Origin of the sequence: Variovorax sp. N23, from assembly GCF_025486315.1 — a bacterium.
GTDB lineage: Bacteria > Pseudomonadota > Gammaproteobacteria > Burkholderiales > Burkholderiaceae_C > Variovorax.
In genome coordinates this window covers 200082-222037 of sequence record NZ_JAOOPY010000008.1, presented here as the reverse complement: position 1 = coordinate 222037, position 21956 = coordinate 200082, and the positions used below count along the sequence as shown (strand labels likewise).

General features: G+C 65.6%; 21 protein-coding genes. 13 read left to right on the top strand and 8 right to left on the bottom strand.

Annotated features, from left to right (window positions below; genetic code table 11):
- Nucleotides 1–66: 66 nt before the first annotated feature.
- Nucleotides 67–837 carry an ATP-binding protein gene (locus tag N8A90_RS14870; protein WP_262075700.1) on the bottom strand — a complete coding sequence of 257 codons (771 nt, stop codon included), beginning with the start codon at nt 835–837 and terminating at the stop codon, nt 67–69.
- An 11-nt stretch (nt 838–848) separates the two neighbouring features.
- Nucleotides 849–2123, bottom strand: coding sequence for an integrase catalytic domain-containing protein (locus N8A90_RS14865; protein WP_262075699.1), 1275 nt, complete (start codon nt 2121–2123; stop codon nt 849–851).
- Between the two features lie 440 nt (nt 2124–2563).
- Here N8A90_RS14865 and N8A90_RS14860 point away from each other — a divergent pair, with 440 nt between their 5' ends.
- Entirely contained in the window at nt 2564–3241 is a 678-nt protein-coding gene (locus N8A90_RS14860; protein WP_262075698.1) for a hypothetical protein, read from the top strand.
- A 173-nt stretch (nt 3242–3414) separates the two neighbouring features.
- Here the strand turns inward: N8A90_RS14860 and N8A90_RS14855 are convergent, their stop codons facing one another.
- Nucleotides 3415–3963, bottom strand: coding sequence for an HAD domain-containing protein (locus N8A90_RS14855; protein WP_262075697.1), 549 nt, complete (start codon nt 3961–3963; stop codon nt 3415–3417).
- Nucleotides 3964–4338: 375 nt separating this feature from the next.
- On the opposite strand from N8A90_RS14855, the gene N8A90_RS14850 reads away from it, so the two are divergent.
- Nucleotides 4339–4728: a helix-turn-helix domain-containing protein gene (locus tag N8A90_RS14850; protein ID WP_262075696.1), complete on the top strand. Its 390-nt coding sequence runs from the start codon at nt 4339–4341 to the stop codon at nt 4726–4728.
- Between the two features lie 53 nt (nt 4729–4781).
- Here the strand turns inward: N8A90_RS14850 and N8A90_RS14845 are convergent, their stop codons facing one another.
- From N8A90_RS14845 to dnaA, 4 genes are all read right to left on the bottom strand, one after another.
- Complete coding sequence (locus tag N8A90_RS14845; protein WP_262075695.1) at nt 4782–5300, bottom strand: hypothetical protein; 519 nt, start codon at nt 5298–5300, stop codon at nt 4782–4784.
- Nucleotides 5301–5752: 452 nt separating this feature from the next.
- Nucleotides 5753–8371 carry a DNA topoisomerase (ATP-hydrolyzing) subunit B gene (gene gyrB / locus N8A90_RS14840; protein ID WP_262075694.1) on the bottom strand — a complete coding sequence of 873 codons (2619 nt, stop codon included), beginning with the start codon at nt 8369–8371 and terminating at the stop codon, nt 5753–5755.
- Nucleotides 8372–8474: 103 nt separating this feature from the next.
- Nucleotides 8475–9581, bottom strand: coding sequence for a DNA polymerase III subunit beta (dnaN, locus tag N8A90_RS14835; protein ID WP_262075693.1), 1107 nt, complete (start codon nt 9579–9581; stop codon nt 8475–8477).
- A 69-nt stretch (nt 9582–9650) separates the two neighbouring features.
- Complete coding sequence (gene dnaA, locus N8A90_RS14830; protein ID WP_262075692.1) at nt 9651–11030, bottom strand: chromosomal replication initiator protein DnaA; 1380 nt, start codon at nt 11028–11030, stop codon at nt 9651–9653.
- A 281-nt stretch (nt 11031–11311) separates the two neighbouring features.
- Between dnaA and rpmH the strand changes: the two genes are divergently transcribed.
- From rpmH to N8A90_RS14795, 7 genes are all read left to right on the top strand, one after another.
- The gene (gene rpmH, locus N8A90_RS14825) at nt 11312–11446 is read left to right on the top strand and encodes a 50S ribosomal protein L34 (RefSeq protein ID WP_007834827.1); all 135 of its coding nucleotides are present in this window, start codon (nt 11312–11314) and stop codon (nt 11444–11446) included.
- A gap of 76 nt (nt 11447–11522) precedes the next feature.
- Nucleotides 11523–11912, top strand: coding sequence for a ribonuclease P protein component (locus N8A90_RS14820; RefSeq protein WP_262075691.1), 390 nt, complete (start codon nt 11523–11525; stop codon nt 11910–11912).
- Nucleotides 11909–12193 (top strand): membrane protein insertion efficiency factor YidD, encoded by a 285-nt coding sequence (gene yidD / locus N8A90_RS14815; RefSeq protein WP_262075690.1) that lies wholly within the window; start codon nt 11909–11911, stop codon nt 12191–12193. The genes N8A90_RS14820 and yidD overlap by 4 nt, the downstream gene beginning before the upstream one ends.
- The gene (gene yidC / locus N8A90_RS14810) at nt 12190–13947 is read left to right on the top strand and encodes a membrane protein insertase YidC (protein WP_262075689.1); all 1758 of its coding nucleotides are present in this window, start codon (nt 12190–12192) and stop codon (nt 13945–13947) included. Before yidD ends, yidC begins: the two co-directional genes overlap by 4 nt.
- An 80-nt stretch (nt 13948–14027) precedes the next feature.
- Nucleotides 14028–15434, top strand: a complete 1407-nt coding sequence (gene mnmE / locus N8A90_RS14805) for a tRNA uridine-5-carboxymethylaminomethyl(34) synthesis GTPase MnmE (protein WP_262075688.1) — start codon at nt 14028–14030, stop codon at nt 15432–15434.
- A gap of 72 nt (nt 15435–15506) precedes the next feature.
- Complete coding sequence (locus tag N8A90_RS14800; protein ID WP_262075687.1) at nt 15507–15974, top strand: Crp/Fnr family transcriptional regulator; 468 nt, start codon at nt 15507–15509, stop codon at nt 15972–15974.
- Nucleotides 15975–16065: 91 nt separating this feature from the next.
- A complete protein-coding gene (locus tag N8A90_RS14795) occupies nt 16066–16854 on the top strand; it encodes a hypothetical protein (RefSeq protein WP_262075686.1) in 789 nt (262 codons plus the stop codon).
- A gap of 28 nt (nt 16855–16882) precedes the next feature.
- Here N8A90_RS14795 and N8A90_RS14790 read toward each other — a convergent pair whose 3' ends face one another.
- Entirely contained in the window at nt 16883–18865 is a 1983-nt protein-coding gene (locus N8A90_RS14790; RefSeq protein WP_262075685.1) for a monovalent cation:proton antiporter family protein, read from the bottom strand.
- A gap of 87 nt (nt 18866–18952) precedes the next feature.
- On the opposite strand from N8A90_RS14790, the gene N8A90_RS14785 reads away from it, so the two are divergent.
- The 4 genes from N8A90_RS14785 to N8A90_RS14770 are packed head-to-tail and all read left to right on the top strand — an operon-like array spanning nt 18953 to nt 21944.
- Complete coding sequence (locus N8A90_RS14785) at nt 18953–19954, top strand: SIS domain-containing protein (RefSeq protein WP_262075684.1); 1002 nt, start codon at nt 18953–18955, stop codon at nt 19952–19954.
- Entirely contained in the window at nt 19954–20502 is a 549-nt protein-coding gene (locus tag N8A90_RS14780; RefSeq protein WP_262075683.1) for a KdsC family phosphatase, read from the top strand. The genes N8A90_RS14785 and N8A90_RS14780 overlap by 1 nt, the downstream gene beginning before the upstream one ends.
- Entirely contained in the window at nt 20499–21146 is a 648-nt protein-coding gene (gene lptC, locus N8A90_RS14775) for an LPS export ABC transporter periplasmic protein LptC (protein ID WP_262075682.1), read from the top strand. The genes N8A90_RS14780 and lptC overlap by 4 nt, the downstream gene beginning before the upstream one ends.
- A gap of 9 nt (nt 21147–21155) precedes the next feature.
- Nucleotides 21156–21944, top strand: a complete 789-nt coding sequence (locus tag N8A90_RS14770; protein WP_262075681.1) for an SDR family oxidoreductase — start codon at nt 21156–21158, stop codon at nt 21942–21944.
- The last annotated feature ends 12 nt before the right edge of the window (nt 21945–21956 follow it).

Sequence of the window (21956 nt, the reverse complement as noted above, 5' to 3'; positions counted from 1 at the left end):
CCCGCAGCTCGCCATGTGAAAAGCAGCCCTCGGCGAAGGAACGGGCTCGTCCGCAGGGGGAGTATTTCAGCAGCCTGCTAGGTCGTAGGCAAGTCGATTCATAAAGGCGCTAACCACACCCACAAGCCCTCCGGAGAGCAGATAGCAGTGCTTGACCAGCTGAGGAATTGGCAAGCCAAACTGCAACCCAGCCTTCTCGAACTCGTCCGCATAAGTCTTGACGCACGCGCCAAAAGACTTGTACTGCGCCGGGTCCATGCAGTCGTAAGGTCGGAACTCGCGGCGGGCCTGTGAACGCTTGCGCAGTTGCTCGTTGCTTTGGTACAGCTTCTCCAGGTGCGGTACGCCAAACAAGATGACGGTCAGGCCTACACGGTCTATAAGTTGCTTGAACCAATCGCCCGCCGCGCGCGGAGGCATCTTGGCCCCCACCTCGACGATGTGACTAGCTTCCTCAAATAGGATGACCTTAGTGCCAGCCAATCTGAGAAGCTTTTCCATCTTCGCGAAAAGGTCACCGCTGTTGCCGCGTACGGTTGGCATGCCCAGGGCTGCCAGTACGCTTTTAGGCATTTCCTTTGGGGAAACTGGGCTAGGGATTGGTACCACGAGTACCGGAATACGCCGAACGCCGTCAACTTTAAGCTCTGGATAGTCTCTGGCCAGATTGTTGATGAGCATGCTCTTGCCTACACGCGAGGGCCCGATGACCCACTCGGATGCCGCAGGGTGACCCGCCAAAGCGTCATCGATTCGGCGTTTAAGAGCCTGATAGTGATTGGCGAACTCTGCGTGTGGAATCTCGCAGCTCTCAATGACTCGGCGCACGCCGAACATGACGTTCCTTGTCATAGTGCCTCGCCAGTCCTGCGGTCAATGATGGGAAGTGCGTCGAACTGTTCGAGCGAAAAGTCACTCGTGACAGACGCTTCATCAGCCACGGCCTCTGCCGCCAATGGCCGTTGGCGCGCCTGCTCGACAGCCTGCAAATGCTTCGTTTCATTGCGAACGCTTTTCGACGCAGAGGTGCTATTGCGCTTAGCCGCCCGGAGAGGGGCTTCCAAGCTGGCTGCAAAGATGTCTTTGCGAAACCTCTCTCGGATAACAGAACCTGCCGCCTTAGCAACCTCCTTGGCTGCCTTCTCCTTAGCTTTGGCCGCAGAGAAGGATAGAACGGGGGTCCCCTCGTCCACGTCAGCGTTGACGAGGGGAACCAACTCCTCGCCGTTGACTACATATACCGTCCGAAAGTCATCCGGGTCCACGAACACTTCGACCTCTGTCTCCCCGAATCGATTGATAAGCCTGTCGAGGTTTTGGCCGCGGAAGTGGAAGGACTCCACCGTGATGCCGGTAGTGCGTGCGAGGGTCCGCTTCTCTGAAGTGAACTTCACCCTGCGCCAATCGTCCAGATTGGGCGGCATGGGCATGGCGGCACCATCCCGCTCCATTCGCAGAAAGCGAGCAAGGGGCGTGGCGCCCAGGTCACTTGCCTCGGCGAAGTCGGCCCGAACCAGCCGGTCCAGCGGCCTGTTCGCCCAATCCTCGTAGTAAAAGCGAGCAATCCAGCGCTCGAGTTCTTCCATCGACATCAGTCGGTCACCCAGTGCGGTGGGGTCGCGACGTCCATCCTTCCCGTCCATGCGTGTGCAACCTGGCAGTGTCTCGAGCGCCTCTTTGAGGGCGCGATTCAGCCGCTCTATGAATGGCTTGTGATGCGGATGGTGAGACTTGCAATAACTGACTTCAATCCCGAGGCTGGTCAGGCTTGAGATACGTTCGTTCTTGGCCTCCGAGCCGTTGTCAAAAACGAGGCAAGTCGGCGCGCCGTAAGGGTCAGCATCAAAGTGCACGTCCATGGCGGAAAGTCGCGCTTTCTTTGAGTACAAAATGCTCTCAACGCAGGCGAGACTAACTGCAGTCGTTGGGGGCCCGACCGAGAGCGCCCATCCCACTACCAGACTGGTTGCGACATCGATGGCGTGGACCAACCAGATGTCGCGCAATTCACCTGCCAGGGTTTGAACGCGGAATGGCAGGTGAAGGGCATCTTGCTCAACTCTTTGCAGGAATCCATGCACGCGAATTGCATTCTTTGCAACGGCCTTCTTAGCGGCGCGCAAATGAGGGAGTATTCGAAGCAATTCATCATCCGAACTCAAGTGTGTAAAGAGAACCTTCAAAACATACTTGCGGCTGATATTCCGGTCGGCCGTGAGTAGCTCTTCTTCGTGAGCCTTGGTATTGCAGTGCTCGGTGATGGAGGCAATACGGCATGACAGTCCCCACGTACGAGTATCCCGTGCCCTCCTGTGATGTGCCCTCTGTCCGGCATCGCGCGCTGGAGGAATACCGGCGCTTTCGCACCGAATGCCTAGAGTCACTCCGCGGTGACTCAGACACGTCGGTGATGAATCAAATCCATGACCTCACGTGGCACACGGCGGTCTTCCGAACGATGAACGAAGCGCGCCGTCTCGAACCCAGTCGCCCAGTGAGCGGGGCCATGTGGGAGTTGGTCACGGCTGGGTACGCTCACCTGATGGCACTAGGGATTCGCCGCTTGGTCGATACCGACTCCCGGGCTGATTCCCTCTGGAATGTCCTGGTCAGGGTCGAGAAGAGACCCGAGCTCCTCACGCGTGAGTTCTTCGTTTGTCACGATGGATTGCCGTTCGACACAGAGGCCGCAAAGGCTCGGTATTACGAGAACCTATCCCCCTCCGAGCGCACCTCAGCTCGATACCTTCCGAACAGTGGTCCCGGAGGATGGGCCATGTCAGAGCTTGTGCACGACGGCTTCGACAAGCTGCACGGCAAGACGGTGCGCCGAAGGCGAACGGACAAGCTTCCAATGAAGGTTGTCGAAGAGCTGAAGGAGGCGCTACGCCATCCAGCAATCAAGAAGGTCTGCACCATGGCAGACAAAAGATTTGCCCATGCAGAGAGGTTCGCCGCCTCGGCGGCGCCGGCGCCTACTGCGACCTACGATGAAGTCGACCAGGCACTGCAACAACTGGTCAAACTGGCAAACTTTATCGCTGGCTCATTCTTCTTTGATACCGTGATGGGCTCAGTCGTGGCGACCCCACAGTTTGATGTACTTGCAGGGCTTGACCAACCATGGGTAACAACGGAGAACTTGGCTGCGCTGAATGAATACTGGTATCAGCTCGCGGCCGAGATGGATGTTTGGGCCTCTCAGTCGGATTTGCTGTTGGACAGGCAGGGCTCAAAATGAAACTTGAGCTTTTCTGAGCGCTCATGAATTCCCAACAGTCGTCACGCTCAATTAGATGGACGTGGTAAGCCGCCGTGCGAAGTCGCTAGACGAGATAGTTGCTGACCGCAAGAATCGGCAGTTGGCAGTCTGAGTCGACGTGAGGTGCTCTAACAGTTGTTCGCGAGCGCTCCTCACGCGACCCCCGCTTCCATGCGTAGCAAGCAAGCCGCGCGGAGCCGGAGGTACTCCGCTTCTCTCAGCCCGCGGGACTCTTTGCACAGGACGATGAATGGCCCGTGCTCGCTCTGCAGTTCGAGGTCAAGACCAGTACCTGAGAGTTCATCGTCGATGACGACGAACCTGTTTGCAAATTCGGGATGGGCCGCGAGCCAGGCTTGGATTTCGGCACGGCGATTGGTTCGACCCCGGATTTTCGGTGTCGCAGCGTCGGGGTGGAGACTGTCGACAACCCACTGAAGCCCGCCTCGGGCGAGAGCCTCGCGGAGCCTTTTTTCGCCCAGGGCCTGCCACCAGGACGTTGTCAGCACGTAGAGAGGGCAAAACTCATCGTTGATTCGTCGCAGGTGCCCACATGCTGCAGCCTCGAAGAGGCTGTCCCAAATGTTGGCCGATGTGGCGACCGCAGCGCTGCGTTTCGTGGGTCGTTCTGCTGCTAGCGCAGCGGCCGCGTCGTAGCCGCCGTACGGTGCGTTCAGGCACAGGACATCATCGATGTCCAAAAAGCACACCGGCCGCCGGAGGGTACTCGGAGAGGAAGAGCGCTTTCTAATGGCCATCGCATGAGTTTCGGAAGGCGCAGACTGGAGGCGGGCAGCCGCAGCCTGGTTACCAGTCCTCGGGTTTGCCGAACGCATGTGGCGGGAATGTGACTTTGCAAGCGCGCACTAGGTCCGGTGCTATCAAGAACAAGGTTCGTGGGTCTCGTGCTCCAGGCTCGACCAGCGCTTCCAGTCGGGCGTGCGCCCGAGCGAACTCCTCAGCGCTTCCTGTCGACAACAACGGCGTTTTGGTGGCAGTGCGCTTGACCATGGCGTTATTTTGAGCGAAATGGTCCCAAGTTGCTGCACTCTTTGCAACGGCCATGGAGGCTTGTAATGCTCGTTAAATCGAGCACAATGACCTTAAAGATTGAAATCACGAACATGAAGGTCAAGCAATCTGACGCTTTGAGCGCGCCCCTAGCGGAGCAATGCACGCAAATTGGAGAACTGCTCGCAAGGCTTCGACATGCTCGCAAGATGAAACAGTCGGACGCAGCTGTGCGGGCCGGGCTGTCGCGCAATACTGCGTATCGCCTCGAACAGGGCGACCCGGGGGTGGCATTCGGGCAGATACTGCGATACCTCCAGGCAATCGCCCCCGGCGCCACGCTTGTCAGTCTGCTGACAGAGGCGGACCCGGCGTTAGTTGTACTTAGGGCGCGGGAGGCCACTCAGCGTGTGCGTGACCTGACAGCAGAGGAGCTCAAAAATCTGGATTTCTAGGCTGACAGCCCTGCAGAGAGGCTCTCCGCGGTATCAGTTTCAAGGGCGTGGCGCTAAGGCGCGTCGACGACGGCAGCGTGTGCAAGGATGAAATCCCCGGTGCCGTAGCCCCACGAGCCGCCGACGATTACGGGCTCTGAAAACCTCAAACGCTCGACCTTGATGGCAGCAGCCTCGGCCGTCGAAGTGGGGAAAAATGCCCCGCCTGGCTGGGCGTGCAAGAAAAAGTCTCCCGTCAGGCGGTCGCATTCGGGGCAGGTGTTCGCGTAGTACGAGCCGCCGACGGTATTGCTGTGCTGTAGTCGGTACGACGGATTTCGGGCAGTCAGCTCTGCCAACAGGGCCTCCGGCATGACATCAAGTTCGCGGATGATGAACATGTCATCGGTCTCCGTGACCTCGCCCATCGCCTCCCCGTCGTCCTCAATCGCGTGAGCGCCGAGCGCCACCGCTGTGAATGCGGCTTTGCAGTGCCAGCAAGATGTGGTTGCCGACAGCAGGAGAAGAGGTGGAAACAAGCGGAGGTTCACCTCGGCCTGGTCATCACCCTCATCGGCGTCGTCGTAGTTCATGCCGACATTCTGATTGCTCGCAAGAGGGATGGCCATCGTGACCGCGGGTCGAGGACCTTTGCTCGCGGCTTGTGCGCCAGCGGTTCGTCGGACTACGGCGGATTACGTACGGGAAGTCTAATTACGCACGGCCAACGTGATTTCGCATTCTGGAGGCCTCGCATGCAACGCACGGCTTCCGGCGCCCAGAAGTCCTTGGCGCGCCAAAGCTGGCGCTGTCAACCAAGCAAGGTTCGGCTGGGAAGCTAGTGAGCCTCGACGTCCGCAGGTGGTGCACCAGCAGGGTAGCCGCCTCAGCAGTGTTGGCAAAAAAGTCGTTGGAAATCAATGGCTTGCCACGGCGGTGGTCGAGTATGAACTCGCCTTCTCCGAAGACGCGCGTTCTCACTTATGGGGATTTCTCACTGATGCGGCGCAAATTCTCAGCTAATGCGTCGGTCTACACTACACCATCAAACGTCGATATTCGCCGCCCGCAGCGCGTTCTGCTCGATGAATTCACGGCGCGGTTCCACCTCGTCGCCCATCAGCATCGTGAACACGCGGTCGGCTTCGATCGCGTCGTCGATCTGCACGCGCAGCAGGCGGCGCACGGTCGGGTCCATCGTGGTTTCCCAGAGCTGCTCGGGGTTCATCTCGCCCAGGCCCTTGTAGCGCTGGCGTGAGGTGGTGCGTTCGGCTTCGCCGATCAGCCACTTCATCGCGACGCGGAAGTCGGAGACCTTCTCTTCCTTCGCACGCTCGCCTTCGCCGCGCTTGACGACCGCGCCTTCGCTCAGCAGGTCGCGGAAGGTGTTGGCCGCGGTGGCGAGTGCGGCGTAGTCGGCGCCGTGGACGAAGTCCTGCGTGATCACGCTGCTCTTGATGTTGCCGTGGTGGCGGCGGCTGATGCGCAGCACCGGCTTGTCGGTGCGCGCGTCGAACTCGCTCGCGACTTCGGCCGGTACGCCGGTCTCGTTGAGTTCGCGCAGCTTGGCCTGCAGCGCGACGGCCGAGGCTTCGGCGCCGGCCGTGGTGTCGAGGTCGAGCGACACGCCGTCGGCGATGGCGCGCAGCGCGGCCGCGTCCATGAACACGCCCAGGCGCGCGATCACGGCCTGCGCCAGCTGGTGCTTGCGCGCCAGCTCGGCCAGCGTGTCGCCAGCGAGTGTGGTCGGGTTCGGGCCGCCGGTCTCGATGCTCGCGTTTTGCAGCGCCACCTTCAGCAGGAAGGCGTCGAGCGCCGGGCCGTCCTTGAGGTATTGCTCTTCCTTGCCGACCTTCACCTTGTAGAGCGGCGGCTGCGCGATGTAGATGTGGCCGCGTTCGACCAGCTCCGGCATCTGCCGGTAGAAGAAGGTCAGCAGCAGCGTGCGGATGTGGGCGCCGTCGACGTCGGCGTCGGTCATGATGATGATGCGGTGGTAGCGCAGCTTGGCGACGTTGAAGTCGTCGGCGCCCCCGCCGTTCGTCGTGGCGCCGGCGCGGCCGATGCCGGTGCCCAGGGCGGTGATCATCACCAGGATTTCGTTGCTGGTCAGCAGCTTTTCATAGCGTGCCTTCTCGACGTTCAGGATCTTGCCGCGCAGCGGCAGGATGGCCTGGAACTTCCGGTCGCGGCCTTGCTTGGCGGAGCCGCCGGCGGAGTCGCCCTCCACCAGGTAGACCTCGCACAGCGCCGGGTCCTTCTCCTGGCAGTCGGCCAGCTTGCCGGGCAGGCCCATGCCGTCGAGCACGCCCTTGCGGCGCGTCATCTCGCGGGCCTTGCGGGCGGCTTCGCGGGCACGAGCGGCTTCGACGATCTTGCCGCAGATGATCTTGGCGTCGGCCGGGCGCTCCTGCAGGTAGTCGGTCAGGAGCTTGCCGACGATGTCTTCCACCGGCGCGCGCACTTCGCTGGACACCAGCTTGTCCTTGGTCTGGCTGGAGAACTTGGGCTCGGGCACCTTCACGCTCAGCACGCAGCACAGGCCTTCGCGCATGTCGTCGCCAGTGACCTCGACCTTCGCCTTCTTGGCGAACTCGTTCTCTTCGATGTACTTGTTGATGACGCGGGTCATCGCGGCGCGCAGGCCGGTCAGGTGGGTGCCGCCGTCACGCTGCGGGATGTTGTTGGTGAAGCACAGCACCTGCTCGTTGTAGCCGCTGTTCCACTGCATCGCGACTTCCACGCCGATCTCCGTGCCCGGGATGCCGCCATAGGTTTCGGCGGGGCGCTTGCCCTCCGCATAGAACACGTTGGGGTGCAGGACGGTCTTGCCCTTGTTGATGAACTCGACGAAGCCCTTGACGCCGCCGGCACCGGAGAAGTCGTCTTCCTTGCCACTGCGTTCGTCCTTCAGGCGGATGCGCACGCCGTTGTTCAGGAAGCTCAGCTCGCGCAGGCGCTTGGAGAGGATCTCGTAATGGAAGTCCGAGTTCTCGATGAAGATCGTGGTGTCGGGCAGGAAGTGCACTTCGGTGCCGCGCTTGTCGGTGTCGCCGACGATCTTCATCGGCGAGACTTCGACGCCGTTGACCGTCTCGAGAAGGCGGTTCTGCACGAAGCCGCGGCTGAACTCGAGCTCGTGGATCTTGCCTTCGCGGCGCACCACCAGGCGCAGCATCACGCTCAGTGCGTTCACGCACGAGACGCCCACGCCGTGCAGGCCGCCCGAGACCTTGTAGCTGTTCTGGTTGAACTTGCCGCCGGCATGCAGCTCGGTCAGCGCGATCTCCGCGGCCGAGCGCTTGGGCTCGTGCTTGTCGTCCATCTTCACGCCGGTCGGGATGCCGCGGCCGTTGTCGGTGACGGAGATCGAGTTGTCGGTGTGGATGGTGACGACGATGTCGTCGCAGTAGCCGGCCAGCGCCTCGTCGATCGAGTTGTCGACCACCTCGAACACCAGGTGGTGCAGGCCGGTGCCGTCGGAGGTGTCGCCGATGTACATGCCGGGGCGCTTGCGCACGGCTTCCAGGCCTTCGAGGATCGTGATCGAGCCTTCGCCGTACGAGGTGTCGGGGGGCGTGATCTCGATCGGGATCGCGTTCTCGATTTCAGGCGTGTAGACCGGCTCGGTGTGCGGTGCTTCCGGCTTGTTTTCTTCGCTCATTGGGGACACATCCTCTCTGGGGAAACGGGTTCTGGGGTCTCTTGAAAGACCCAACCCGCGGGGCCGCGGGTTGTGGGGGGCTAAGGCAGTCGACGGGAACGCATCAAATGCGCATTGGCATCACGACGTACTTGAAGTTCGCGTTCTCGGGAATCGTCAGCAGCGCGGAGCTGTTGGAGTCGGCCAGGTCGAGCTGGACCATGTCCTGGCTCATGTTCGACAGCGCGTCGATCAGGTAGGTCACGTTGAAGCCGATCTCGATGGCGTCGCCGCCGTAGTCGATGTCGAGTTCGTCCTGGGCTTCTTCCTGTTCGGCGTTGTTCGACGCGATGCGCAGGGTGCCCGGCTCCAGGTTCAGGCGCACGCCCTTGAACTTGTCGCTGGTCAGGATGGCGGTGCGCTGCAGGCTGGCCAGCAGCGTGGCGCGGCCCAGCGTGACGCTGTTCTTGTGGGCCTTCGGGATCACGCGGTTGTAGTCGGGGAACTTGCCCTCGACCAGCTTGGTGACGAACTCCATGCCGCCGAAGCTGAACTTCGCCTGGTTGTTGGCGAACTGCATCTCGATGGCGCCGTCGGCGTCGGACAGCAGGCGCTGCATCTCGATCACGGTCTTGCGCGGCAGGATCACTTCCTGGCGCGGCACCTCGACCTCGAGCGTGGCGGAAGCGAAGGCCAGGCGGTGGCCGTCGGTGGCCACCAGGCTCAGCTGCTTGCCCTCGGCCACGAACAGGATGCCGTTGAGGTAGTAGCGGATGTCGTGCACGGCCATCGCGAACGACACCTGCTGCAGCAGGTCCTTGAGCGTCTTCTGCGGTACGCTGAAGACCGGGCCGAAGTTCGCGGCTTCCTGCACCAGCGGGAAGTCCTCCGCCGGCAGCGACTGCAGCGTGAAGCGGCTCTTGCCGCCCTTGAGCACCAGCTTGCTCGCGCTCGATTCGAGGCTCACCGTCTGGTCGGTCGGCATGGTGCGCAGGATGTCGATCAGCTTGCGCGCGCCAATGGTCGTGGTGAAGTTGCCTTCGTCGCCGCCCAGTTCGGCCGTCGTGCGGATCTGGATTTCCAGGTCGCTGGTCGTGAGCTGCAGCTGCCCGCCGGTCTTGCGGATCAGCACGTTGGCCAGGATCGGCAGCGTGTGCCGCCGCTCCACGATGCCCGCCACCGACTGCAGCGCGGCGAGAACTTTGTCTTGTGTTGCCTTCAGGACGATCATCTCTTACCTCTTCCTCGTTTCGTTCGATTCGTTGACTCGTGCAGTGCCGAGATTAGCGGGTGCCGGTGACTAGCCCTTGAGGGTCTGCTCGAGCACATGGAGCTGCTGGTTGAGCTCGGTGAGCTGCTGGCGCTCGCCCGAGATCTTGCGCACCGCGTGCAACACCGTCGTGTGGTCGCGGCCACCGAAGAGTTCGCCGATTTCCGGCAGGCTCTTCTGGGTCAGCTCCTTGGCCAGGTACATCGCGATCTGCCGCGGCCGCGCGATGCTGGCCGGGCGCTTCTTGCTGTACATGTCGGCGACCTTGATCTTGTAGTAGTCGGCCACCGTCTTCTGGATGTTTTCCACCGAGATCTGCCGGTTCTGGATCGACAACAGGTCGCGCAGCGCCTCGCGTGCCAGGGCGATCGAGATCTCCTTCTGGTTGAAGCGCGAGTACGCGAGGATCTTGCGCAGCGCGCCTTCAAGTTCGCGCACGTTCGAGCGCACGTTCTTCGCGACGAAGAAGGCCACCTCTTCCGGCATCTCGGCCGACTCGGCGCGCGCCTTGTTGATCAGGATGGCCACGCGCATCTCGAGCTCGGGCGGCTCGATGGCGACCGTGAGGCCCGAGTCGAAGCGCGACACCAGCCGCTCGTGGATGTCGGCCAGGCCCTTGGGGTAGGTGTCGCTGGTCATCACGATGTGCGACTTCTTGGCGAGCAGGGCCTCGAACGCGTTGAAGAATTCTTCCTGCGTGCGGTCCTTGTTGGCGAAGAACTGCACGTCGTCGATCAGCAGCAGGTCGAGCGAGTGGTAACGCTCCTTGAACTCGTCGAAAGTCTTGCGCTGGTAGGCCTTGACCACATCCGACACGAACTGTTCGGCGTGGATGTAGAGAACTTTGGAATCGGGCCGGTCGGCGAGCAGGCGATTGCCCACCGCGTGCATCAGGTGGGTCTTGCCCAGGCCGACGCCGCCGTAGATGAACAACGGGTTGTACAGATGCCCCGGCATGCCCGACACGTGCATGGCCGCCGCGCGCGCCATGCGGTTGGCCGTACCCTCGACCAGGGTGTCGAAGGTGAGGCCGGAGTTCAGGCGGTTCTTGAAGGTGGCCGAGGCCGTGTCCTCGCCCAGGCCAGCCACGTCGCGCGGCACGTCCGTCTCGGCCATGACCGCCATGGGGGCACTGCGCACGGGCGCTTCCCGCGGAGCAAGCGCTAACTCGACATGCACCGACTGGCCGTAGATCTTCTCGGCCATGGCCGCGATCTTGCTGGCGTACTGAGCCCGGATCCAGTCGAGCTTGAAGCGGTTCGCAACGAACACGGTCATGCGCGACAGGTCGTCCGTGACCTGTGCGGTCAGCGGCTTGATCCAGGTGTTGAACTGTTGCTCGGACAGCTCCTGCGCGAGTTGGTCGACGCAGGCCTGCCAGAGGCTGTCACCCGCGCCGTCGTTCGGCATGGGCGGTTTGGAAGGGGGTGCCCTCTGTCATTTTTCTGGTTGTCGTGTTGTGGATAGCTGCCTTGTCAGGGCGACGGGCATTCTAACTTGTCAAAACCTTATCCACACCCGCGTCGAGGACCGATGTGTCCCGCGCCGCATGCCCCTGCGCAGGGCCGGATTTGTCGCTTTGGCAATTGTTTGTGATAATCGCGGGTTTCCCTGAAAACCTCTTTGTGTGTTTCGGGGCGTCAACCCTCGCCGGTGCAATCGATCAACGGCGGGTTCCTAGGAAAAGCATCATGAAACGCACTTACCAAGCCTCCAAAGTCCGCCGCGCCCGTACCCACGGCTTCCTGGTCCGCATGAAGACCCGCGGCGGCCGTGCCGTCATCAACGCTCGCCGCGCCAAGGGCCGCAAGCGCCTGGCCGTCTAAGGCCCGACCGACGGCACCCTTGCAGGATTCGCCGCTTCCGTCCGCAGCCCCTCGTGGCGCACTGCGGGTGGGTTCCATGCAGCGGCTCCAGACCCGCGCGCAGTTCCAGGCCGTCCTCGCTGGTGCCACCGTGGCGCGCACCGCCCACTTCGCATTGCACCGCTGCCCGCTCGACGCGCCAGCCGGGGCCGAGTCGCTGTTCGGCAGCGCGCGCGACGTGTGGGTGGGTGCCATGGTGCCCAAACGCTGGGCTCGCCGCGCGGTCACGCGCAATGCCATCAAGCGACAGATCTACACCGTGAGCGCCCTGGCCGAAGCTTCGCTGCCGCCTGCTGCGCACGTGGTGCGTCTGCGCGCCGGTTTCGACCGCAAGCAATTCGTGAGCGCCACCTCGGACAAGCTCAAGGCGGCGGTGCGCGCCGAGCTCCAGCAGCTGCTCCAGCGGGCCCAAGCGGTGCGTCCATGATCCGGCGCGCGCTGATCGGCCTGGTCAAGGCCTACCGGTTGCTCCTGAGCCCCTGGCTCGGGCAGTCGTGCCGTTTCGAGCCGACCTGTTCCGTGTATGCCATCGAGGCGCTCGAGCGCCATGGCGCTGCCAAGGGCAGCTATCTCACCCTGCATCGCATCGCGCGCTGCCAGCCCTGGTGCCAGGGCGGCCACGATCCGGTGCCTCCCACGAAGGCCGAGCGCGACGCTTCGCGATCGCTGTTCGCCTTTCTCTCCTCCGACAAGAAGTCTTCTTCATGAACGATATTCGCCGCACCATCCTGCTGGTGATCTTTGGTTTCTCGCTGGTGATGCTGTGGGATCAGTGGCAGGTCTACAACGGCAACAAGCCGACCTTCCTGCCTTCGAGGACGGCCCAACCTGCCCAACCGGCAGCAGGCACCGCAGCGGCATCGCCCGATGCCGCCAACGGTGCGCTTCCGGCGGCTGCCGGCAGCACCGCGAGCGCGGCGGCGGTGCCCACGCAGGGCGCACCGGCAGCGGCCGGCGAGAAGGTGAAGATCACGACCGACGTGTTCTCCGCGGTCATCGATGGCCAGGGCGGGACGCTGTCGGAGCTGCAGCTGCGCAAGTACGACGAGCAGACCAACAACGGCGGGTTGATCGAAACCTTCCACCGGCTCATCGGCAACCCGCCGGCGCCCAATGTCGTCAAGGACGTCACGCTGATGGAAGACGGCTCGGCCGCGACACGCTATGTCGCGCAGACCGGCCTGCTCAACACCGTCGACAGCGGTGACCGCTTTCCGAACCACCTGACGCCGATGACGCCGACGGCCGGCCCGCGCACGCTGGCAGACGGGCAGAACACACTGGAGGTCGCGTTCGAGTCGCAACCTGCTGGCGGCCTCAAGTACGTCAAGACCTATGTGTTCACCCGCGGCGACTACGCCATCCGCGTGAAGCACCAGGTGGTCAACGTGGGTGACCAGCCGCGCGACGCGCAGCTGTACCTGCAGTTCGTGCGCCACGGCACCGTGGCCGCCGGCACCATGTTCGGCACCAACACCTTCACCGGCCCGGCGCTCTACACGGACGAGAAGAAGTTCCACAAGGTCGCGTTCGCCGACATCACCAAGAACAAGGCCGAACTGCCGCCGCCCGCCAACAACGGCTGGATCGCGATGGTGCAGCACTATTTCGTGTCGGCCTGGCTGCTCAATGTCCCTGGCAGCGAGAACCTCAAGCGCGAATTCCGTGTGGCCGATCTGGGCAACAACCTGTACTCGGTGGCGATGGTGCTGCCGCTCCAGAAGCTCGCGCCGGGCGCGTCGCAGACGATCGACAGCAGCCTGTTCGCCGGCCCTGAAGAAGAGAAGAAACTCGAGGCGCTCGCGCCTGGCCTCGAACTGGTCAAGGACTACGGCATCTTCACGATCATCTCGAAGCCGCTGTACTGGCTGCTGAACCAGTTGCATGGCCTCCTGGGCAATTGGGGCTGGTCGATCGTCGCGCTGGTCGTGCTGCTCAAAGCGGCCTTCTACTGGCTCAACGCCAAGGCCTACGCCAGCATGGCCAAGATGAAGGCCATCAACCCGAAGATCACGGAGATGCGCGCGCGGCTGAAGGACAAGCCGCAGGAGATGCAGCAGGAGATGATGCGCATCTACAAGACCGAGAAGGTCAACCCGATGGGCGGCTGCTTCCCCATCGTGATCCAGATCCCGGTGTTCATCGCGCTTTACTGGGTGCTGCTGTCGTCGGTCGAGATGCGCCATGCGCCGTGGATCGGCTGGATCCATGACCTCTCGGCACCCGATCCGTGGTTCATCCTGCCGGTCATCATGACCGCGACCTCGCTGTTCCAGACCTGGCTCAACCCGACGCCGCCGGACCCGATGCAGGCCAAGCTGATGTGGATCATGCCGCTGGCCTTCAGCGTGATGTTCATCTTCTTCCCGGCCGGTCTGGTGCTGTACTGGATCACGAACAACACGCTGTCGATCGCGCAGCAGTGGTTCATCAACAAGCGGCTGGGTGTGCTGGGCAAGTAGGCCCCGGCCCCACGCCGACCTGCTCCGAGGGCCGCGCAAGCGGCCCTTTTCCATGGCAACTGCGAAACAATAGGTCTTCCATGCTGGCCCGCTCCACCGATCCGATCGTCGCCATCGCCACCGCCTCGGGCCGTGGTGCGGTCGGCATCGTCCGGGTGTCGGGGCGCGGGCTCGGCCCGCTGATCGCCGCACTGTGCGGGCGATCACTCAAGCCGCGCGAGGCCACCTACCTGCCCTTTCTCGACGCTGGCGGCGAGGCCATCGACCGCGGGCTGGCGCTGCACTTCCCGGCGCCGCATTCCTTCACCGGCGAGGACGTGCTCGAGCTGCAGGCGCACGGCGGTGCGGTCGTGTTGCAGCTGCTGCTCGCGCGCTGCCTGGAGGCCGCGGCCGAGGTCGATGCGCCCAGCGGCAAGCCGCGGCTGCGCGGCCTGCGCGTGGCCGAGCCGGGCGAATTCAGCCAGCGCGCCTTCCTCAACGGCAAGATCGACCTGGCGCAGGCCGAGGCGATCGCCGACCTGATCGACGCCAGCACCGAAGCCGCGGCCCGCAGCGCCGGCCGCTCGCTGTCGGGCGCCTTCTCGCGCGAGGTGCATGGGCTGCGCGACGCGCTGGTGCACCTGCGCATGCTGGTCGAGGCGACGCTCGATTTTCCCGAGGAGGACATCGACTTCCTCCAGAAGGCCGATGCCGCCGGCCAGCTCGCCGGGCTGCAGGCGCAACTCGCCGAGGTGGGCCTGCGCGCGCGCCAGGGGGCGCTGCTGCGCGAGGGCATCAAGGTCGTGATCGCCGGGCAGCCCAATGCCGGCAAGAGCTCGTTGCTCAACGCGCTCGCCGGCGCCGAGCTGGCCATCGTCAGCGCGGTGGCCGGCACCACGCGCGACGTGGTGTCGCAGACCATCCAGATCCAGGGCGTGCCGCTGCATGTGGCCGACACCGCGGGGCTGCGGGAGAGCTGCGACGAGGTCGAGCAGATCGGCGTGGCCCGCGCCTGGGGCCAGATCGACAGCGCCGACGCGGTGCTGTTCCTGCACGACCTGACCCGCGGCGACGAGCCCGCGTACGTGGCGGCAGATGCCGACATCCTGCACACGCTGCAGTCGCGTCTCGCGGCGAGCGTGCCGGTGCTCGATGTCTGGAACAAGCAGGACGCGACCTCCTCGCCAGTGCCGGCCGGCGGCCTGGCGCTTTCCGCGAAAACGGGGGCGGGTGTCGAGGCATTGCGCCAACGGTTGCTGGAAATCGCCGGCTGGCAGTCGGTGCCCGAAGGCCTGTACCTGGCGCGTGCGCGCCACGTCGATGCGCTGGCGCGCGTGGCGCAGCACCTGTCGCTGGCCGCCGCGCACCTCGGCGCCCGCAACCCCGCGCTCGACCTGCTGGCCGAAGAGCTGCGCCTGGCGCAGAACGCGCTGAACGAGATCACCGGGGAATTTGGTGCCGATGACCTGCTGGGTGTGATTTTTTCGCGATTCTGCATAGGAAAGTAGTACACGTCTGACACAAGCGTGTGACATTTGTCTACATTTACGGTTCTCACTCCGAACACAGGGGACCGGACCATGTCTTCCGCCATCCAGGCGCTGTGCCGTGCAGTCACGCACAACACCAGCTATGACGCCTTTGCGCCGGCGCTGAACGCGCAGCAATGGGAATTGCTCGGCGACTACATGCAGGGGTTCGAGCTGCCCGCCGGGCATGTGCTGATCAACCAGGGGGCGCAGGACCGCACCTTGTTCTTCATCGAGAGCGGTACCCTCAGCGTGCACCTGACCGGCAGCAAGGGCCAGATGCAGTTGGCCATCCTGAACCCGGGGGCGGTGGTCGGCGAAGGCTCCTTCTTCTCGCGGCTGCCGCGCTCGGCCAACGTGGTGGCCATCGGCGCTGCGCGGGTCTGGCGGCTCACGCCGGTGCGCTTCGCCGAGATGTCGAACCGCCAGCCGAACCTGGCGCTGGAGATCGTGATCGCCCTCGGCGGCGTGATCGCCAAGCGCATGGTCGACCGGCTCAAGCGCGTCGCGGTGACCTGAGCGCGCGATGGCATTGATCTGCGTGGCCTGCCGCACGGAGAACCGTGACGCGGCCAAATTCTGCAGGGGGTGCGGCGGCAGGCTGGTGAGCTTGCCGCCACGGTCGGCCGCGGAAGCGGAGGCGCTCGACGATGCGTGGGGGGCCACGGTGGTGGCGCCGCTGGACGACGGCCGCTCGCCGCCACCGCGCGCCGGTTCGCAGCCGGCCCGTGCGTCGCGCCCGTCGGCGCTGCACACGGCGTCTGCCGAGCCCTCCTCGCGCCCGCATCGTCTCGACATCGCCCCGCCGCCGCGCGACCGCAGCGTGTTCTGGGTGCTGCTGGCGGCCGCGGCCATCGTCGTCGCCACCGGTGGCCTGTATGTCTATCGGGGCCTGCATCGGAAGCCGGCGCCGGTGGCCGTGCAAACGCAGACACAAGAGCCGGCGGCGGTACCGCCGCCGATGCCCGCCTCCGCACCGGAGCCCGCTGCGCTGCCGGTCGCGGCCTCGGTGACACCGGCCGAAGCGCTGCCGGCCGAAACGCCGCCTGCCGAAGAGGCGGCCCCCACCGTGCCGGCGCAGACGGCTTCTGCGCCCGCCGTCGCAGTCGCATCCGGGCGAAAGCCGCGCAAGGTGGCGTCTACGGCGGCGCCGCCCGCTGCACCGCCGCCTGTGACCGCGGCACCGGCGGTGCCGGTCGCTCCCCCGACGGCGCCGGTCGAGGCACCCGCACCGGCCGACCCGGGTCAGGCCTGCGCCGGGCGCAACTTCATTGCCATGGCGCAGTGCCTGGCCGCGCAGTGCGCCAGGCCCGAGTTCGGCGCTCATGCCCGCTGCGACGACGTGCGGCGCCAGCAGCGGATCGACGAAGAAAAGCGCAACCCGACCAACGCCGCCTGAGTCCTGCGAAGGCGCCGACGCGTGGCGCTCAGCCTTTCTGCAGCACCTCGATCGCCAGCGCCAGCGCATCGGGCTTGCCCGACAGCACCAGCGTGTCGCCGTCGTCCAGCACCGTGTCGTCGGCCAGCGGGGCCGCCTTGCCGCTGTGCCGGCGGATCCCGACGATGCGCACGCCCACGGCGTGCAGCGCGATCTGGCCGAGCGCCCGTCCGACTGCACGGGCGCCGGGCGTGAGCGTGAAGCTGTTGAGCCGTTCGTGGTCGACTTCGTCGCTCCGGTCGTCGGCCCCGTGAAAGTAACCCCGCAGCAGGTTGTAGCGGGCGTCGCGCAGGTCCTGCACCACGCGAATCACGCGCCGCATCGGCACGCCCACCAGCGCCAGCGCATGGCTGGCCAGCATCAGCGAGCCCTCGATGGCTTCGGGCACGACTTCGGTCGCGCCGGCGGCCCGCAGCTTCTCCAGGTCGAGGTCGTCCTGCGTGCGGACGATCACCGGCACCTGCGGCGCATGCGCGCGGGTGTTGGCCAGCACCTTGAGCGCACCGGGCACGTCGAGGTAGGTCACGACCACCGCGCTGGCGCGCGCCAGGCCGGCGGCCATCAGCGCCTGCAGCCGGGCGGCGTCACCGAACACGACCGAGTCGCCCGCCGCCGCGGCCTGGCGCACCCGGTCGGGGTCGAGGTCGAGCGCCATGTACGGGATGCCTTCGCGCTCCAGGATGCGCGCCAGGTTCTGGCCGCAGCGGCCGTAGCCGCAGATGATCACGTGCTGTGCGGTGTTGATGGTCTTGCGCGCGATGCTCGTCATCTGCAGCGACTGCTGCATCCAGTCGCTGGCGACCAGCCTGCGCACGATGGCGTTGCTGTACATGACGATGAAGGGCGTCGCCAGCATCGACAGCACCATCGCCGCCAGCACCGGGTTGGCCAGCCAGGGCGGCAGCAGGCCGCGGTCCTGTGCCAGCGTCAGCAGCACGAAGCCGAATTCGCCGGCCTGCGCCAGGTAGAGCCCGGTGCGCAGCGAGACGCCGGCGGTCGCGCCCAGGCCGCGCGCCAGCAGCGTGACCAGCCCGAGCTTGAAGCCGAGCGGCAGCACCAGCAGCACCGCCACCAGCGCCCAGCGCTCCACCACGATGTGCCAGTCCAGCGACATGCCGATGGTGATGAAGAACAGGCCGAGCAGCACGTCGTGGAAGGGCCGGATGTCGGTTTCCACCTGGTGCTTGTATTCGGTCTCCGACACCAGCATGCCGGCGACGAAGGCGCCCAGCGCCAGGCTCAGCCCCGCCAGCTCGGTGAGCCAGGCCAGGCCCAGCGTGACGAGCAACAGGTTGAGCATGAAGAGTTCCTCGCTGCGCCGCCGCGCCACCAGCGTGAGCCACCAGCGCATCACGCGCGGCCCGCCGTAGAGCAGCACGCCGACCAGGAACGTGGCCTTGAGCATGGCGATCGACAGCGCCTTGAGGAGCGTCTCGGGCGGAGCGCCCAGCGCGGGGATCAGCACCAGCAGCGGCACCACGGCTAAGTCCTGGAACAGCAGCACGCCCATCACGCGCTTGCCGTGCTCGCTTTCGAGTTCGAGCCGTTCGGACATGAGCTTGACCACGATCGCCGTGCTGCTCATCGTGAGCGCGCCGGCCAGTGCCAGCGCCGTCTGCCACCCCAGTTGCCAGGCCGGCGGCAACAGCCGCGCCAGCAGCAGGGCGCCGACCGTGGCGATGCTCATGGTCAGCACCACCTGCAGCAGCCCGAGGCCGAACACGTGCTGGCGCATCGCGCGCAGCTTGGGCAGGCTGAACTCCAGCCCGATCACGAACATCAGGAACACCACGCCGAATTCGCCCAGGTGGCGGATGCTCTCGTCGTTCTGTGCCAGCGCGAAGGCGTGCGGCCCGATCAACACGCCGGCCGAGAGGTAGCCCAGCATGGGCGGCAACTTGAGGTAACGGCAGCTCACCACGCCGATCACCGCGGCCAGCAAATACAACAGCGTGAGATCGAGCGAGGACATGCCCGATGCTAGCAAGCGCCATGCGCGCAGGCGGGGCACCGGCGCGCCGCGGCGGCCGGATGGCGCCCGGCCGATAAAATCCGCGCCATGAGTTCCCGCCCCCCCCTGGCCGACAAGGCCGATCCCGAGACGCTGCTGGCGCGGGCACGTACCACCTTCGACATCGAAGCCGAGGCCGTGCTCGGCCTGAAGTCGCGCATCGGCCCGAGCTTCGTCGACGCCGTGCACCGGATCCTCGAGGTGCGTGGCCGGGTGGTCGTGATGGGCATGGGCAAGAGCGGCCATGTCGGCCGCAAGATCGCCGCGACCCTGGCGTCGACCGGGACGCCGGCGATGTTCGTGCACCCGGCCGAGGCCAGCCACGGCGACCTCGGCATGATCAAGGCGGTCGACCTGGTGCTGGCCATCTCCAACAGCGGCGAGAGCGACGAACTCGCCGCCATCCTGCCGGTCGTCAAGCGTCAGGGCGTGCCGCTGATCGCGATCACCGGCGGGCGCGACTCGATGCTCGCGCGCCACGCCGACCTCGTGCTCGACAGCGGCGTCGAGAAGGAAGCCTGCCCGCTCAACCTCGCCCCGACCGCCAGCACCACCGCGCAGATGGCGATGGGCGACGCGCTGGCGGTGGCGCTGCTCGACGCCCGCGGCTTTGGCGCCGAAGACTTCGCCCGCTCGCACCCGGGCGGCGCGCTCGGGCGCAAGCTGCTCACGCTGGTGAGCGACCTGATGCGCTCGGGCGACGACGTGCCGCGCGTGCCGCCCACCGCCACCTTCAGCGACCTGATGCGCGAGATGAGCTCCAAGGGCCTCGGCGCCGCCGCGGTGGTCGACGCCGAAGGCCGGGCCATCGGCGTCTTCACCGACGGCGACCTGCGCCGCCTGATCGAGACCGGCGCCGACCTGCGGGCACTGACGGCGGCCGACGTGATGCACGCCAGGCCGCGCACCATCCGCGCCGACGCGCTGGGCGTGGAAGCCGCGGAACTGATGGAGCAGCACCGCATCACCAGCGTGCTGGTGGTCGACGCGGCCCAGGTGCTGATCGGCGCGCTGAGCATCAATGATCTGATGCGCGCGAAGGTCATCTGATGGCAACGCGTTTCCCCACTGAAACCCTGTTGGCGGCGCAGGACATCCGCATCGCCTTCTTCGACATCGACGGTGTGCTCACCGACGGCGGCGTGTTCTTCAGCGAGCACGGCGAGACGCTCAAGCGCTTCAGCATCCTCGACGGCTACGGCCTCAAGCTGCTGCGCGCGGCGGGCATCGTGCCGGCAGTGATCACCGGGCGCGACTCCAAGCCGCTGCGCGTGCGGCTCGAAGCCCTGGGCATCGAGCATGTGCGCTACGGCACCGAAGAAAAGCTCCCCGCCGCCGAGGCGATGCTGGCGCAGCTGCGCCTCGGCTGGACCCAGGCTGCCGCCATCGGCGACGACTGGCCCGACCTGCCGGTGCTCTGCCGCGCCGCGTTCTGTGCGGCACCGCCCAATGCGCATGCCGAAGTGCGTGCGGTCGCCCATCACGTCACGGCGGCGCGCGGCGGCGAAGGCGCGGCGCGCGAATTCTGCGATCTGCTGCTGACGGCCGGCGGGCACTACCGGCGCCTGCTCGATGCGGCGCGAGGCCCCGCCGCATGAAGCCGGTCCGCGCGCTGTTGCGCGACGCGGTCGATCGCGCCACCATCTACCTCCCGGTCATCGTGACCGCCCTGCTGGCCCTGGGCACCTACTGGCTGGTGCGCAATGCACCCAAGCTGCTCGAGCCCACCGCCAAGGCGGCACCGACCCACGAGCCGGACTTCTTCATGCGCGGCTTCGTCATCAAGAACTTCCTGCCGAGCGGCGCGCTGCGCAGCGAACTCTTCGGCACCGAAGGGCGCCACTATCCCGACAACGACACGCTCGAAGTCGACCAGGTGCGCATCCGTGCGATCTCGCCCGAGGGTCTCGTCACGCGAGCCACGGCAGACCGCGGCCTGTCCAATGGCGACGGCAGCGAGGTGCAGTTGTTCGGCAATGCGGTGGTGGTGCGGGAGGCGGCGACCATCGCCGCCGGGCGCACGGCACCGCGGCTCGAGTTCCGGGGCGACTTCCTGCATGCCTACCTCGACACCGAGCGCGTGACCTCGAACAAGCCGGTCACGCTCATCCGCGGCACCGACCGCTTCACCGCCGACACGCTCGACTACGACAACCTGAGCGGCGTCGCCAACCTGCAAGGCCGGGTGCGCGGCCAGCTGGTGCCGTCGGCCGTGCCGCCGGCGTCCGGCGCGCCGCGCTGAGCCCTTCTCATGGCTGCCAATCCGCGGCCGTTGGCCTTCATCACCGGCGCCTCCAGCGGCATCGGCCAGGCGCTGGCCGGCCGCTTCTACGACGCCGGCTACGACCTCGCACTGGTCGCGCGCCGCACCGGGGAGATCGAGGCCTGGGTGGCCAGGCGCGGCATCGCCGCCGACCGCTGCGGCATCTACGGTGCCGACGTGGCGCAGATCGACGCCATGGCCGAACTCGGCGCACGCTGCGTCGCCGCGCAAGGGCTGCCCGACGTGGTGATCGCCAATGCCGGCATCAGCGTCGGCATCGACACGGCGGACCGGGGCGACCTCGACGTGCTGGCCCAGACCTTCGCCATCAACAACGTCGGCCTGGCCGCGACCTTTCATCCCTTCGTCACCGCCATGGCCGCACGCGGCAGCGGCCGCTTGGTCGGCATCGGCAGCGTCGCCGCGATCCGCGGCCTGCCGGGACACGGCGCCTACTGCGCCAGCAAGGCGGGCGTCGTCGCCTACTGCGAAAGCCTGCGCGGCGAGCTGCGCGCGAGCGGCGTGAAGGTCGTGACGATCTGCCCCGGCTACATCGACACGCCCCTCACGCAGGGCAACCGCTACGGCATGCCCTTCCTGATGCGGGCCGACGATTTCGCCGACCAGGCCTTCCGCACCATCGAGGCCGGGCGCAGCTACCGCGTGATTCCCTGGCAGATGGGGGTCGTCGCAAAGCTCATGCGCCTGCTGCCCAATGCCGTGTTCGACCGGGCCGTGCAGGGGCGGGGCCGCAAGAAGCGGCGAGGCGATGACTGAGCGCCGATGGGC

Bases quoted from the DNA above. Each gene is read 5' to 3' on its own strand.
- N8A90_RS14770 (WP_262075681.1), top strand. From the start codon at position 21,156: ATGGCTGCCAATCCGCGGCCGTTGGCCTTCATCACCGGCGCCTCCAGC.
- N8A90_RS14800 (WP_262075687.1), top strand. From the start codon at position 15,507: ATGTCTTCCGCCATCCAGGCGCTGTGCCGTGCAGTCACGCACAACACC.
- dnaA (WP_262075692.1), bottom strand. From the start codon at position 11,030: ATGCCGAACGACGGCGCGGGTGACAGCCTCTGGCAGGCCTGCGTCGAC.
- lptC (WP_262075682.1), top strand. From the start codon at position 20,499: ATGAAGCCGGTCCGCGCGCTGTTGCGCGACGCGGTCGATCGCGCCACC.
- N8A90_RS14790 (WP_262075685.1), bottom strand. From the start codon at position 18,865: ATGTCCTCGCTCGATCTCACGCTGTTGTATTTGCTGGCCGCGGTGATC.
- N8A90_RS14785 (WP_262075684.1), top strand. From the start codon at position 18,953: ATGAGTTCCCGCCCCCCCCTGGCCGACAAGGCCGATCCCGAGACGCTG.
- N8A90_RS14870 (WP_262075700.1), bottom strand. From the start codon at position 837: ATGTTCGGCGTGCGCCGAGTCATTGAGAGCTGCGAGATTCCACACGCA.
- N8A90_RS14845 (WP_262075695.1), bottom strand. From the start codon at position 5,300: ATGAACTACGACGACGCCGATGAGGGTGATGACCAGGCCGAGGTGAAC.
- yidD (WP_262075690.1), top strand. From the start codon at position 11,909: ATGATCCGGCGCGCGCTGATCGGCCTGGTCAAGGCCTACCGGTTGCTC.
- mnmE (WP_262075688.1), top strand. From the start codon at position 14,028: ATGCTGGCCCGCTCCACCGATCCGATCGTCGCCATCGCCACCGCCTCG.
- N8A90_RS14780 (WP_262075683.1), top strand. From the start codon at position 19,954: ATGGCAACGCGTTTCCCCACTGAAACCCTGTTGGCGGCGCAGGACATC.
- dnaN (WP_262075693.1), bottom strand. From the start codon at position 9,581: ATGATCGTCCTGAAGGCAACACAAGACAAAGTTCTCGCCGCGCTGCAG.
- N8A90_RS14850 (WP_262075696.1), top strand. From the start codon at position 4,339: ATGCTCGTTAAATCGAGCACAATGACCTTAAAGATTGAAATCACGAAC.
- gyrB (WP_262075694.1), bottom strand. From the start codon at position 8,371: ATGAGCGAAGAAAACAAGCCGGAAGCACCGCACACCGAGCCGGTCTAC.
- yidC (WP_262075689.1), top strand. From the start codon at position 12,190: ATGAACGATATTCGCCGCACCATCCTGCTGGTGATCTTTGGTTTCTCG.
- rpmH (WP_007834827.1), top strand. From the start codon at position 11,312: ATGAAACGCACTTACCAAGCCTCCAAAGTCCGCCGCGCCCGTACCCAC.
- N8A90_RS14820 (WP_262075691.1), top strand. From the start codon at position 11,523: ATGCAGCGGCTCCAGACCCGCGCGCAGTTCCAGGCCGTCCTCGCTGGT.